The 13,129-nt window shown below is 61.9% G+C and carries 12 protein-coding genes; 7 read left to right on the top strand and 5 right to left on the bottom strand.

Annotated features, from left to right (window positions below; genetic code table 11):
- Positions 1-610, top strand: a 610-nt coding sequence (locus VZ95_RS23990) for a hypothetical protein (protein WP_232302582.1), incomplete at its 5' end; no start/stop codon positions are given.
- Here the strand turns inward: VZ95_RS23990 and VZ95_RS09550 are convergent.
- The 4 genes from VZ95_RS09550 to VZ95_RS21850 form a co-directional block, all read right to left on the bottom strand.
- Positions 592-1,710 carry a glycosyltransferase gene (locus VZ95_RS09550; protein ID WP_045775636.1) on the bottom strand — a complete coding sequence of 373 codons (1,119 nt, stop codon included), beginning with the start codon at positions 1,708-1,710 and terminating at the stop codon, positions 592-594. The two genes, VZ95_RS23990 and VZ95_RS09550, sit on opposite strands and share 19 nt — an antisense overlap.
- Positions 1,711-1,824: 114 nt before the next feature.
- On the bottom strand, positions 1,825-3,573 hold the full coding sequence (locus VZ95_RS09545; RefSeq protein WP_156995202.1) for a hypothetical protein: 1,749 nt from the start codon (positions 3,571-3,573) through the stop codon (positions 1,825-1,827).
- Positions 3,574-3,801: 228 nt separating this feature from the next.
- Positions 3,802-5,238: a capsular polysaccharide export protein, LipB/KpsS family gene (locus tag VZ95_RS09540; protein ID WP_045775634.1), complete on the bottom strand. Its 1,437-nt coding sequence runs from the start codon at positions 5,236-5,238 to the stop codon at positions 3,802-3,804.
- A 60-nt stretch (positions 5,239-5,298) separates the two neighbouring features.
- Positions 5,299-6,420, bottom strand: a complete 1,122-nt coding sequence (locus VZ95_RS21850) for a GGDEF domain-containing protein (protein WP_156995200.1) — start codon at positions 6,418-6,420, stop codon at positions 5,299-5,301.
- 163 nt (positions 6,421-6,583) lie between these two features.
- Here VZ95_RS21850 and VZ95_RS09525 point away from each other — a divergent pair, with 163 nt between their 5' ends.
- Complete coding sequence (locus VZ95_RS09525; RefSeq protein ID WP_045775632.1) at positions 6,584-7,600, top strand: patatin-like phospholipase family protein; 1,017 nt, start codon at positions 6,584-6,586, stop codon at positions 7,598-7,600.
- A complete protein-coding gene (locus tag VZ95_RS09520) occupies positions 7,600-8,325 on the top strand; it encodes an HAD family hydrolase (RefSeq protein ID WP_198148202.1) in 726 nt (241 codons plus the stop codon). Before VZ95_RS09525 ends, VZ95_RS09520 begins: the two co-directional genes overlap by 1 nt.
- Here the strand turns inward: VZ95_RS09520 and VZ95_RS09515 are convergent.
- Positions 8,302-8,985: a 2OG-Fe(II) oxygenase gene (locus VZ95_RS09515; RefSeq protein WP_156995198.1), complete on the bottom strand. Its 684-nt coding sequence runs from the start codon at positions 8,983-8,985 to the stop codon at positions 8,302-8,304. The genes VZ95_RS09520 and VZ95_RS09515 overlap by 24 nt on opposite strands.
- Before the next feature lie 101 nt (positions 8,986-9,086).
- Between VZ95_RS09515 and VZ95_RS09510 the strand changes: the two genes are divergently transcribed.
- From VZ95_RS09510 to VZ95_RS28790, 4 genes are all read left to right on the top strand, one after another.
- On the top strand, positions 9,087-9,818 hold the full coding sequence (locus tag VZ95_RS09510) for a pyridoxine 5'-phosphate synthase (protein WP_045775630.1): 732 nt from the start codon (positions 9,087-9,089) through the stop codon (positions 9,816-9,818).
- A gap of 100 nt (positions 9,819-9,918) precedes the next feature.
- A complete protein-coding gene (locus VZ95_RS09505; protein ID WP_198148201.1) occupies positions 9,919-10,536 on the top strand; it encodes a peptidoglycan-binding domain-containing protein in 618 nt (205 codons plus the stop codon).
- A gap of 241 nt (positions 10,537-10,777) precedes the next feature.
- Positions 10,778-11,758: a molybdopterin-dependent oxidoreductase gene (locus VZ95_RS28795; RefSeq protein ID WP_332308060.1), complete on the top strand. Its 981-nt coding sequence runs from the start codon at positions 10,778-10,780 to the stop codon at positions 11,756-11,758.
- Positions 11,739-12,941, top strand: a complete 1,203-nt coding sequence (locus tag VZ95_RS28790; RefSeq protein WP_332308061.1) for a molybdopterin-containing oxidoreductase family protein — start codon at positions 11,739-11,741, stop codon at positions 12,939-12,941. Before VZ95_RS28795 ends, VZ95_RS28790 begins: the two co-directional genes overlap by 20 nt.
- Positions 12,942-13,129: the final 188 nt, after the last annotated feature.

The raw sequence follows: 13,129 nt of genomic DNA, 5'->3' as shown, positions 1-13,129 counted from the left end.
CGTCGTTGAGGCGATGGGAATGGATTTTTATACATCAAGTCAGAATTCCGGATATGCCTTTACGGTTCCGCCCAATGATTTTGCTTTATCATATTTGGTTGATAATAAAGGAATATCAACTTCAATCATGAGTCTAATTGTTCATTTTACGCAGTATTACGTTCATTCGGGGTATGAGTATTTATACATTTTTGATCGCCTGCCGTCAGAACATACATGGGGCGCTTATAATTTTTTTCATATTTATAAGTTTTTTGCGCTGATTTTGGGGGATCCAAATATCAATAATTTTATCAATAATCTCGATATCCGCGCCGGTGTTTATGCAACTTTTTTTTGTTCCGCTATTTATCGATTTTGGTTGGGGTGGTCCCGTATTCATGATTGTTTTTGGATTTGTGTTATCACTTCTCTGGCGTGCGACGTTTCGGCACCCGGTGGCTTGGTTTCCTTTAACGGCTTATATGTCGATCATGCTGTTTCTCATGCCGGTCGCCAGTTATATTTTTTCAGCCCAGGGGCTTTACCTAATTACATCGCTCTTTATCATGGGGGTCCTGATTCATCGACTGGACCGGACCGGCCGCAGGATTACTGCACAGCTTCGTAAAGCTTAACGAACTTCTCGGCGGCGGCGGATTGGCTGAAGACGGTCAGCGCGCGTACGCGCCCCGCCGCGCCGAAGCGTGCGCGCAGGGCCGGATCATGCCACAGAATCCGCAAGGCCTGCGTCAGGGCGGCACCCTCCCCAGGGGGAACGGTGAGCCCGGTTATCCCGTCGAGGCTAACATCGGGCACGCCGGTGGGCAGGCTGGTATTGATAACCGGCAGGCCCGCCGCCATCGCCTCGACCTGGACCAGGGCAAAGGTTTCCGAGCGGTGGGTTGAGGGTAGAATAAAAACATCGGCTGCGGCGTAATGGGCGGCGAGGTCGCTCTCGGGAAGCCCGCCGAGCAGCATCACCCGGTCGGCCAAACCAAGGCTGGCGATAAGCGCCTCCAGGTCGGCGCGCAAGGGGCCATCGCCAATAATCGCAAGGCGCAGTTCGGGAAGATCCGTCATAGCGCGAATCAAAACATCAAAACCTTTGTAATAAACCAATCGTCCAACCGCGAGGGCGAATCGCCCGCCGCGCGCCGCGCGCGTTAGCGTTTTAGCCTCCTCATCCAGCGTGGCGGCTGTAAAGGCATCGACTGCCCGTCCGAACGGAATAACGGTGGTTTTTGCGCGATAGCGGGGCAGAAAGCGCGAATCCCGCCGAATGAACTCAGCCGAACAATGAATCGCCGCCGCCCGCCGACACAGCGCATGCGCCAAAGGTGCAACCGCGTATTTCAACAGCTTCTGGCGCACAACATCGCTATGCCAGGTCACGATCACCGGGGCTTTCGGCGGCCACAGCGCGATCAGCAGATCGGCAATGGGGAAGGGGGCGTGGACGTGCACCACATCAGCCCAGTTTCGCCACTCACGATAGAGGCGCAGATAGGCGGCGGAAAAGGCGAGAGTGCCGAGGGCAAACCGATAGGGTGCGCGCAGGACGGTTACGCCGGGGGCGGGATGGTGCGGCTGGGTATCGCCGTCTTCCGCATGGGCAAGCACGACAACCTCGTGCCCTAAAGCGCCAACGCCTTCGGCCATGCTAGCGACGACGGTTTCCATACCGCCAAAGGCGGGCGGGTAAAATTTGGCGACGTGTAGAATACGCATGCGACCACTCTACTCAGTCCGCCAGGGTAGGAGAAGAGCGCACCGGCGACAAAAAGAAACCCGTTCGCTCCGGAAAGCGAACGGGCTCGTTTCTTCCCCCATAAGGGGTAAGGCTTACGCCAGCTTAACGATGCTCGTCACGGGCGTGAAAGCGCGGACGCCCTTGGTGGCCGTGCCCAGGGCAAATTGACCCTGATAGGCTTGAACGGCCCGCTGTGCCGTCTTCGTGTTCGTCGGGTTACTTTCCACGGCGGTCAGAACGTCATTCTGATCGCGGGTAACCGAAAGCGGTGTGGTGCCTTTAGTATTGAAGGCTGCGAGAAGGCCGACAATACCGTCCACCGTCGCGCCTGCCGTTGTAACACGGCCCGTCGATTGCAGTTTGCGGTTTACGATATCCAGCGAGACCTGCGGCGAGTTGGTCCGCTCGGTTGCCGCTTTGACCGTCAGAACACCGTTAGACAACTGATAACTCGGGCCAGTGGCGCGGCCAGCGGCGGCATTCTGCGTGCCTGCGGCGATTTGATCTTGAACCGTGTTTCCGGTTCCCGAGAAAACCGGGGCGGAGAGCTTGCCGCGCGAAGTCGCGGTCTTTAGCCCCACGTTATAGGCCTGGGCATCGATGATACCGTTGGTGCGCACGCCAATATTGGCAACGGCAACCGTGGTCGTGGACTGTTTCAGAACGGCAGGAGCAGGCGTTGCTGCGGGAGCGGGGGTCAGCGTGAAGCTAGCCGCGCGTTCGGTCGAACCACCGCCCAGCGACCCATCGGACTTAAGCCAAGTTGCCTGAGAAGCGACATTGGTGCTGGCGCTCGTTACCGTCTTGCCGACACCCTTGAAGGTGGAGGTTCGGTCCGACGTCGAGCTGGTATCGACCGTGCCATCGTTCCGGCTCAGGATCGACGAGGATTTCGCCGTTTCGGTGACCGTCACGGCCCCAATGGTCGGTGCTTTACCGCCGCTGGTATCGACGGCCGTGATCGAGGTTCCGGTCCGGCGCGCGACGACGAGAGTTTGATCGTTGGTATTGCTGGCGTTCACGCTCTCATCGACCCGGCTGATCTTCAGCGTGCCATTCGTGGCATTCACCACCGAGGTTTCCGTCGACTGCGTTTGGGCCGTGGCCAGAACCGAGCCATTGGCGTCTTTGGTGATCGACGTCAGAACTTCCTTCAGGGACTTCTGATAATCACCGGCTTTGGTCAGGCTATACACAATCACGCGGTTGCGTTGCTCGTAGACCGTATTGCCGTTGGCAGAGGAGGTGATGACCGCCTGAATATCGAAAGTTTGCGTCAGCGTGCCTTTTGTGGCATCGGCCGCGAGGGTTGCTGTCGTGGTTTCTTGACGCACTGTACTGGCGAGAGCCTGACCGGTTTTCGTAAAGCCGCCGCTTTCGCGAATGATGGTTTCGGAGAAGCTGCGCTGAAGGCCGATGCCCTTATTATTTTTGGCGGCAACCTGCTCAATCGTACGGGCGGCAATCGTCGTTTCCGTATTGCGGGTCGTCCCGTTTTCGAGCTTAGCCGACTGCTGCTGAATAACTGGGTCGGTTTGCGTATAGAGTGCCGCGCCAGCACCGATCGTGTTTAAGGTCTTCGCATCCAGATTGGTCTTAATACCCTGGACGATGCCTTTGAAGCGCGCATCGGAGCCGTAGGTCGCAAGATATGAGTCGGCGCGATCTGCCAAAGAGACGGTATCGGTAATCGCCAAAGCTTGGGCTTTAACCGTCGTCGCTTCGGCTGAATTTGCCGGTGCCGTCGTCGTCGGCAGCGCCCCAAGACCCTTGCTCACTGCGGCTTCGGCAGCACCGATGTACTTCTCGATCGACCCAAGGGCTGGTGTGACTGCGCTCATCTTTAACTCCATCCGGCTTTACGCCGCTCTATCCCGTGGCGAGCGGCCTTCTGCCAGCCCGCTCTATTTCATTAACTCACCTTAACGGCTGCTCGCTAACAGTTAGTTAAAATTCTTCATGTTTTCGAGCGAACTCTGCTTCAAAAACGAATGGATGCCCCGCGCGACTCGCATAACGTGCGTGGGCCGGCATGCGCTGGGCGTATGACGGCTCTCCCTTGCGGAAGGTTAGGCGCGGGGATGGGCGGACTGCAAAAATGCCTGTAATCCCAAAGCGATCGTATCGATATCCGCTGCATTTTCGCGGCCTTCTTGGGTTTGTCGCGCGAGGCGATCCGGGAAGCCGTCGAAACTATTGGCGTGCAGGCGGGCGAGGAAATCGCGGCATTCCGCCTCATGGCGCTGCGCGGCGGCCTCGGTCGGCGGTGTTAACAGTCTGGTCATGGGCCAGAGCAGCGGGTCGGGAAAATCCGCCGCCGAGACCCGCATGAGCGGATCGAAGAACAGGGGCGCGAGGCCTACCGCCGGGCGGCCCATCAGTGCGGCTTCGTATCCCACAGTGCCGGTGATGCTCACCACGAGATCGGCGCGTTGCAGCAGGGCGAAGGTGCTCGCGGCGGGATCGATCAGGCGAACGTTCGGTAGGGCGGCAATAGCGCGCAGCCAGGCGGGGGAGCGGTCGCCGAGCCAATCGGGATGCTCCTTCACCCAAAGTTCGTGGGTGGCGGGCAGCAACCGCGACAGGCGCCGCAGCAGATGCGCTTGATCGGAATGAGGCGCGCCGAACACATCAATGGAGGCTTCGGGCGCGTGATGCAGGCAGAACAGCACGAACCGCCCTTCCGCCGGGGCGGGCTCGAACGGCGAAAACAGCCGCAGGCGGGCGGCGTTCCAGGCGAGACGCAGCCGATCCTTCAGGGCCGCGAGCGGCGGGCGCACGGTAATATCGCTGCGGGCATCCGAGTTGGGGCCGAACCGTCGGCTTAGCTCGTCCCACCAATACCGCCGGAACGTTAAGGCGGATGGGTGGCTTGCGGCGTAGAAGGGTTTGACCGGGCGGGCGCGCCACGCCGGCAGAAACCCATCGGCCCAGGCGCGATCCGCCTCCCCGGCGGTGCGCCAATGAATCAGCTGATGGGTAATCGGTTCGAACAGGCCCCAGCGTTCCGAGGGGATGCGCACTGTACTGTAGAAATAGCAGCCGCGCCCCTGCTGGCGGGCGATGAGGGCGGTGAGCATTTCCCACGCCCAGGTTTGCTCGCCGAAGCAGGCGACAACATTCTGCTCTTTCAGGAATTTTTCGATGGCCTGCCCATAGGCGGCGAGAATTTGCCAACCGCGCTGTGCCGGGCGGTCGCGCATCAGCCGGTCCATGCGCAGGAGGGCGGCGATGGGCGGGCGGTTTTCCTGCTCCCACTGCCTAGCGATGCGCTTGGCCGAGGCGAGGGAAAGCTGTTTCGAGCTTTCGGTCAGCGCGTGAAGGGCGAGGCGGTGCGTGTCCGGCACGCCGTGCTCGGCAAGCCAGCGGTCCCAACGGCGGCCCGGCACGAGCCAAACGCAGCGATACCCTTGCTGTTCCAGCCGGTCGGCCAGCATTTTTTGAACGGGGGTGAGCGTCTGGTTCGATAAAAACGCAATGGTTTGCCGTTCGGCTTGCTCACTCATCGGACCCGTACCTTCCTTATTCCAGCCGACAATGATAGCCGTGAAAGGATGAACAGGGTGTTACGCCAGCGGCGGATCGACGATGACGCGGTTCCGGCCCTGGTTCTTGGCGGCATAGAGGGCACGGTCGGCCCGCCCGATAATCGAGTCGCCGGTTTCGCCTGCTACCGCTGCCGTGAGCCCCGCCGAAAGCGTAATGCGGCCCAGCGGCTGCGCGGTGGTGCGGTTAACGACTTCCCGCGTGGCAACATCGCGCCGAATGGCCTCGCAGAGGTCGAACACCTTTGGCAACTCGATGTCGCGGATAAGCAGGGCGAATTCTTCGCCGCCGAAGCGGTAGGCGCGCCCGAGTTTCTCCACCCGGCGGGCAAGGCCCTGGGCGACGAGGCGCAACACTTGGTCGCCCATAACGTGACCATGCTGATCGTTGAAGTTCTTGAAGAAATCGATGTCGGCCAGCACGAGGCAGAATTTTCCATTGGCGCTGCGGATGAGCGCGCTCAAATCCTGCTCGAAGCGGCGGCGGTTCGGCAGATTGGTCAGCGCGTCGGTATCGGCGGCAATCCGCGCTTCCGACAGATTGGCCTGAGTGCGCCCGAGTTCCGATTGCGTCGCCGTCAGTTCCTCGCGCAGCGCCCGCATGCGGTCCGACAGCCCCTCCAACTGGGCGCGCAGGCCGGTATTTTCGCTGATGACCTTATCGGTTTCCTCGGTCAGCAGGCGAATGGCGGTTTTCAGGCTCGTCGGCGTGTCGATCCGCGTCGGCTGAAGTCCGGCCAGGGTTTCGGCATAATCGGAATGGGCGCGGTCGGCCTGGGAGAGAACCTGCGCCGCAGCATCCATAATATCGCCCGCGTCTTCAGAGACCCGATAGACGATCGAGAGGTTGGAGGGCCGGGCCTCGGTGGGTTTCGCCTCGGGGGCGGGCTCGGGCGGTGCCTCCGGCGCGGTGGGCGTCGGCTTGATTCCCTCAGGGAAGAAGCGCGTTTGCATCTGCTCCAGCGCCGCCGTTTGGCCCAGCATGCCAGCCGAGGCCAATTCGGCCATCGCCTCGGGCAGCCCTGCGACCGTGCCGCCGGTGGCATGATACCACAGGGCATAATTTTCGGGGGTTGGCGGAGCGCCCGTTAGGATCAGGCGGTCCCAGGCCATCCGCCCAATATCCCAGAGGCGCTTGCTCATTTTTTGCACGTCGGCGGTCCTATTTTCCTCACCCTTTAGATGAAGATAATCCCACAAGCCAGCTTTTGCCAGACGCTTGCACCGGAATCCCTAATATTGATCCAAATGTGCCCCCGCGTGGGGAAGGGGTTGCCCGGCGCAATCGCTCGGGTACACTCCTCTTATGGCTGCGCATAAAATCATCAATCTGGCGCTTCAAGGCGGGGGCTCCCACGGGGCCTTTACCTGGGGGGTGTGTGATCGCTTGCTCGAAGACGAGCGGCTTGAAATCGAAGGCATCGTCGGCACGTCGGCGGGCGCGATGAACGCCACGGTGCTGGCCGATGGGTTCGCCGAAGACGGGCGTGACGGTGCCCGCCGGGCCTTGCGGCGCTTCTGGACCAAGATCGGCGAGCAGGGGCGTTACAGCCCCTTGCAGCGCTCGCCGTGGGAGCGGTTGCGCGGTGGCTGGCGCGTGACCGATTCGCCCGGCTTCTTCTGGTTCGATCTGATGACGCGGCTGTTTTCGCCCTATCAGTGGAACCCGCTGAATAAGAACCCGCTGGAAGATCTGATTAAATCGACTGTGGATTTCGAGCGGCTGCGGACGGTTGGCGGCATTAAGCTCTATATCTGCGCCACCAATGTGCGCAGTGGCAAAGTCCGTGTATTTGAAAAGCACGACCTGACCGCCGAAGTGCTGATGGCCTCGGCCTGCCTGCCCTTTATGTTTCAGGCGGTAGAGGTTGAGGGCGAGGCCTATTGGGATGGCGGCTATATGGGCAATCCCGCCATTTTTCCGCTGATTTACGGCTGCGATAGTTCCGATGTGCTGCTGGTGCAGATTAATCCGATGCACCGCGACGAGGTGCCGACGACGGGCCGCGATATTCTCGACCGGGTGGGGGAGATCAGCTTCAACTCCTCCCTAATGCGGGAGATGCGCGCCATCCACTTCGTCTCGCGGCTGATCGACGGCGGGCACCTGTCGCCGGAACAATATAAGCAGCTCAATATGCATATGATCGAAGCCGAACAGGAGTTGGCCTCCTTCGGGGCGTCGAGCAAATTATCGTCCGAACCGGCGTTTCTGGAGCATTTGTTCGAGATCGGACGGGCGCGGGCCGAGGCGTGGCTCGCGACGCATTTCGACGATATCAATCACCGCTCCACTCTCGATCTGGCGAAGACCTTCTTCTGATGATGCGCGATCTACCCTTCCTAGCCTTCGATGCCGACGATACCCTGTGGCACAACGAAAGCTTCTTCGCCCTGACCGAAGAGGCTTTCACCCAGTTGCTCGCCCCCTATGCCGAGCCGGGGGCCTTGCGCGAGCGCCTGACCCGGACCGAGCGCCGCAATTTGGGCGTCTTCGGCTATGGGGTGAAGGGCTATACGCTCTCGATGATCGAAACGGCGATTGAAGTCACCGATGGCGCGGTTCCGGCGATGGTGCTGCAAGCCTTGCTCGATTTGGGCAAGGAGATGATGGCCCATCCGGTGACGCTGCTCGACGGGGTGGCCGACGTGCTGGAGCAGGTGGCGGGCCGGTTTCCGCTGATGCTGATTACCAAGGGCGATCTGTTCCATCAGGAAGATAAGGTGGCGCGCTCGGGCCTCGCCGATCTGTTCTCGGCGGTGGAAATCGTCAGCGAAAAGGATACGGGCACCTATTCCCGCCTGCTCGCCCGCCACAGCATTCCGCCCGAGCAGTTTGTGATGATCGGCAATTCCTTACGCTCGGACGTGATCCCGATTTTGGAGATCGGCGGCTGGGGCGTCCATATCCCCTATCATCTCACTTGGGCGCACGAGAACGCGCCGGAGCCGCTGGGGCATGCCCGCTACGTGCGCCTTGCCGATATTCGCGATATTCCGGCCTGGGTCGACGCGCAGTTTCCCTCATTGGGCATCGTGGAAGATTAACCCCAGGGTCAGGCGCGCGCCGCGCGTGACCGTGCCGACGCCGTGCTTCATTTGCACCCGATACACACCGCGTGTGCCCTGAACGGGCCGCTCGCGCACGGCAAAGGCCAGCGCCTCCCCTTGCGCGAGGCTGAGCGCCTCGGCGCGCGACTGGCGGCGCGGGCGCTGTTCGACCAGCACGAAGGCCCCGCCGTCGTAGTCGGCGGGATCGGAGAGGGCGACGACCACTTGGATCGGGAACACCTGCTCTCCGTACAAATCCTGATGCAGGCAATTATAATCCCCCGCCCGGTAGCGCAGCAGCAGTGGCGTCGGGCGCATTTGCCCCGCCGCGTGGCACTCTGCGGTGAAAGCGGCGAGGCTGGCCGGGAAGCGCCGCGCTTGCCCCAAAGCCTCCGCCCATCGGTTGGCGATAGGAACCAGTCTTTCATACAGCCGTGCCCGCAACGCCTGCACCGGGTCGGGCAAAGGGTAGGCGAAATATTGATACTCGCCCTGGCCGAACCCGTGCCGCGCCATCACAACACGGCTGCGAAAGCGCGCGGGTTCGTCGTAGACCGCTTGCAGCGCCCGGCAGTCCTCCGGGCTCAGCAGCGTGCCCAAGCGCGCCACGCCCTCGGTTGCGAGCATCGGCAGGGCGGCTTCCAGCACGTCAGTCATGCTCAACATCCTCTTGGTTCTCAGGCGCGCTGATCCCATCATGCGCGGCACCAGCGGGCAGCCCGGTTCTTGCGCTGTCGTTCAGAAGAAGGAATGCGGCGATGACCCGGTTGAGCGTTAATCTGAATAAGGTATGCCTGCTGCGAAACTCGCGCGGTGGCAATAGTCCCGATCCGCTTGAGGCCGCCCGTGCTTGTATCGCCGCCGGAGCCCAGGGGCTCACCCTGCACCCGCGCGCCGACGCCCGCCACGCGACGCTCGAGGATGTCATCGCCTTCGCCGGTCTGCCGGAGGTGGCCAGCGGTACCGTGGAACTCAACGTCGAAGGCGATTTGCGCCCGGAACTGATGCGCTGCGCCTATGAGGTTGGCGCGCATCAATTCACCGTCGTTCCCGTCATGCCGGGGGAAGTCACCTCGTCGCGCGGCTGGCGCGCCTATGACGATCACGATGGCTTGGCCGCTGCCGTCCGCTTCTTCAACGGCAAGCTGCGCGTCTCGGTCTTCTGCGACGCGACGGAAACCTCGGTCGCTTACGCCGCCCGCGCCGGGGCCGATGCGGTGGAATTTTACACCGGCGCTTTCGCTCAGGCTTTCGGCAAGCCTTCGGGTGATGCGCTGCTGGAAGAACTGGGCCGCGCTGGCGACTACGCGCGTTCCTTAGGTTTGCGCGTTCACGCCGGGCATGATCTCGATACGGTCAATCTGCCCGCGTGCCTTGCCCGCTTGAAGCCCGACGAGGTTTCCATCGGCCACGCGATTATCGCCGACACGCTGGTTCACGGGTTGGTGCCGACGGTGACGCGCTATCTTGAGGTGATGGCGGGGGCGTAAGCCCCTGCCCTGCTTCTGACATTTTGTCGGGTTAGCCTTCGGCAGCATCCTCTTGCACTGCCCTACGATTTTCACCGATAAAGACCCTATGTTAAAGCCCATGACCTCTTTTATTGCCCCGATTGTTGCGGCTGTTCTGCTGCTGCTCCCGCTCGTTCTGCCGCTGCCCGCCCAGGCGCAAAGCAAGGATGAGGTGGAGGAGGCGCAGAAGATTTTGATGCTGATGGGCCATTTCGCCCGCCGCCCGACCGGCGAGATGACGCCGCAAACGGTCGAGGGGCTGCAAAAATTCCAAGCGCAGGCGAAGCTGCCCGTCACCGGCAAGCTGGATGCGACAACGCTGAATGCGCTCCGGCAAACGCGCGATACCAAATTCAGCAATCCGCTCAGTCTGGAAAGCGCCCAGAAGCGCCAACAGCAGGCGGCAGCAGCCGCCGCCGCCCCGCCGCCGAAAGTAGCCGCCGTGCCGCAAGCCTCGGTCTCTGCCGGGCAAGCCCTCGGCGGCTCGCAGGAGGTGATTACCGGCTACGGCCAGCGTGGCGGATCGATGTCGGCCCCGTCTGTCACCGGCGGCACCCCGTCGCGGGTGGCCCCCCTTTGCCCGCCGCTCCTCAGGCCAACGCACAGATTCTCCCGCCCGGCATTAGCAATCGCCCGCCGGTGTCGCAGCGCACCCCGGCAAACCCGATGGCGGTGCCGCAAGAGGAAGTCACCGTGACGCGCACGATCACGGCCCCGCCGGTGGTCGCCCCCCGTCGCGGAGGAGCCGGGGATTCTCTCCTTCTGGCCGTGGCTGACCGTGCCGGGGATTTTCGGGATTTTCGGGTGGATCGTTTGGCAGGCGGGGTTTGCCCGTCCGCGCGGGCCGAACCCGTTTCTAGCGGGCGCGCCCTCGGGTCAGGGGCGGCAGGAGCCTGGTCTATAAATAGGCAGGCGGCGCTTTCGGGCTTTACCTGGGGTTGACCTTCTGGTCAGCTAGGGGGATTGCCGCCGCTGCCGTTATGGACCCGATGATGCCGCTCGATACCGCCGCCAAGCCTGCCGCTTCCACGTTCAAATCCTCCGCCTGCCCGCACGATTGCCCGGCGACTTGCGCGCTGGAGGTAGAAATTTTGCCCGATAACCGCGTTGGCCGGTTTCGCGGTGCGTCGGACAATGCCTACACGGCAGGCGTGCTCTGCGCGAAAGTTGGGCGCTATGCCGACCGGGTGCATCACCCCGACCGGCTGATGCAGCCCCTGCGCCGTAGTGGGCCGAAAGGCAGTGGCCAGTTTACCCCGATTTCCTGGGATGCGGCGCTGGATGAAATCGCCGCGCGCTTCAAAACCATCGCCGCCACTCACGGGGCGGAAGCGATATGGCCCTATTATTACGCGGGCACGATGGGCCAAGTGCAGCGCGACGGCATTCATCGCCTGCGCCACGCCCTCGGCTATTCCGATCAAAAGCGCACGATCTGCACCGCGCTCGCCCGCTCCGGCTGGGTGGCGGGCACCGGGTTCGAGCGCGGCACGCAGCCGCAGGAGATGCTGCAAAGCGAGGTGATTGTCATTTGGGGCGGCAATCCCGTGACGACGCACGTCCATATCGCCGGCTTGATGAGCAAGGCGCGCAAGCAGAATGGCGCGAAGATCGTCGTGATCGACCCCTACCGCTCGCCCACCGCCGATCTCGCCGACGTCCATTTGCCGCTCCTGCCAGGCACCGATGGCGCGCTCGCCTGCGCGGTGATGCATATCGCCTTCCGCGACGGGCGGGCCGACCGCGCCTATATGGAAGCGCAGACGAAGGATTATGCGGCGCTGGAAGCCCAGGTGGCGACGAAAAACGCCGGAATGGGCCGCCGCCATCACCGGGCTCACGGTGCAGCAGATCGAAGATTTCGCCGCCCTCTATACCGGCACGCAAAAGACCTATCTGATGCTGGGGTATGGTTTTAGCCGCGTGCGCAACGGCACTCTGAACGTCCACGCGGTCACCTGCCTTCCGGCGGTCACAGGCGCGTGGCAAGTGCCGGGCGGCGGGGCGTTTTGGTCCTACGGCGGCACGCTCTATAAGCTCGACAAACGCCTGATCGACGGAACCCCAATGCGCCGCCCCGATGTGCGCGTTATGGATATGAGCCGGATCGGCGCGGCGCTCACGGGGCATTTAACCGGCGACCGCTCGGAACTGCAGAACGGCCCGCCAGTGATGGCCCTGCTGATCCAGAACACCAATCCGATGGTGGTGGCCCCGAATAGCGCGCTGGTAGCACAGGGTTTCGCCCGCGAGGATCTGTTCACGGTCGTGCATGAGCAGTTCATGACCGACACCGCCCTGATGGCCGATATCGTGCTGCCCGCCACCATGTTCGTCGAGCATGACGATCTTTATACCGCCGGCGGCCACGGGCATTTGCAGGTGGGGATGCGGCTGATCGATCCGCCGGGCGAGTGCCGGTCCAACCATGATGTTATCAATGCGCTTGGGCAGCGCTTGGGCGTCGGCGATAAGCCGGGGTTCGATCTGACCGCGCGCGAGATGCTGGACCAGACGCTGATTGCCTCGGGCTACCCCGATCTTGAAAGTTTCGAAGCGCAGCGCTGGGTCGATTGCACCCCCACCTCGGACGAAGGCCGGTTCGGTAGCGGCTTTGCCACGCCGGACAAAAAATTCCATTTCGCCCCCGATTGGTCGACGGTCGGGATCGACGATCCCAGCCTGCCGCGCCTCCCCGACCATTGGGATATTATCGCGCCGCGCGATGCCACGCATCCGTTCAAGCTGATCGCCCCGCCCGCGCGCCAGTTTCTCAACAGTAGTTTTTCCGATGTCGGCGCGTCGCGGGTGCGCGAGGGCACGCCGAAGCTGCTGATCCATCCGAACACGGCGGCGGCGCAAGGAATTGCCGAGGGTGATCTTGTCACAGTGGGGAATGCCCAGGGTTCGATTACACTCACAGCGGGCTTGCGCGATGGCATGAACCCGGCGCTGTTGGTGGCTGAAGGCCTGTGGCGCAATGGCGATTTCCCGGAGGGGCTGGGGATCAATACGCTCGTGTCGGATTTTAGTCCGGCCCCGGCGGGCGGAGCCGTTTTTCACGATACGGCAGTGTGGCTGTGCCCCCAACCGCGCCTTTAAGAATCTCGATTTTTACGGACTTTTGAGACATTCTGCGTTAAGAGAAGACCATGACAGGGAATCGGGAAAATATCCAAAAAGCGCAGGAACTCGAACGTTTGATCGAGCAAACGCGCAAACGCGTCGACCAATTGGTCGCCGATGGAATGAAATATGCTCAAACCGGGCAGATTTCTTCTATGGAGCGG

It is taken from the genome of Elstera litoralis (assembly GCF_000963705.1).
In the GTDB taxonomy this organism is placed as follows: Bacteria; Pseudomonadota; Alphaproteobacteria; order Elsterales; family Elsteraceae; genus Elstera; species Elstera litoralis.
The sequence above is the reverse complement of the archived record's forward strand: the minus strand, read 5'-3'. Positions and strand labels throughout refer to the sequence as shown.

Coding starts and splice junctions, on each gene's coding strand:
- VZ95_RS09520 (WP_198148202.1), top strand. CDS start 7,600: ATGATGCGCGATCTACCCTTCCTAGCCTTCGATGCCGACGATACCCTG.
- VZ95_RS09510 (WP_045775630.1), top strand. CDS start 9,087: ATGACCCGGTTGAGCGTTAATCTGAATAAGGTATGCCTGCTGCGAAAC.
- VZ95_RS09505 (WP_198148201.1), top strand. CDS start 9,919: ATGACCTCTTTTATTGCCCCGATTGTTGCGGCTGTTCTGCTGCTGCTC.
- VZ95_RS09540 (WP_045775634.1), bottom strand. CDS start 5,238: ATGAGTGAGCAAGCCGAACGGCAAACCATTGCGTTTTTATCGAACCAG.
- VZ95_RS09515 (WP_156995198.1), bottom strand. CDS start 8,985: ATGACTGACGTGCTGGAAGCCGCCCTGCCGATGCTCGCAACCGAGGGC.
- VZ95_RS28790 (WP_332308061.1), top strand. CDS start 11,739: ATGCTGGGGTATGGTTTTAGCCGCGTGCGCAACGGCACTCTGAACGTC.
- VZ95_RS09545 (WP_156995202.1), bottom strand. CDS start 3,573: ATGAGCGCAGTCACACCAGCCCTTGGGTCGATCGAGAAGTACATCGGT.
- VZ95_RS21850 (WP_156995200.1), bottom strand. CDS start 6,420: ATGAGCAAGCGCCTCTGGGATATTGGGCGGATGGCCTGGGACCGCCTG.
- VZ95_RS09525 (WP_045775632.1), top strand. CDS start 6,584: ATGGCTGCGCATAAAATCATCAATCTGGCGCTTCAAGGCGGGGGCTCC.
- VZ95_RS09550 (WP_045775636.1), bottom strand. CDS start 1,710: ATGCGTATTCTACACGTCGCCAAATTTTACCCGCCCGCCTTTGGCGGT.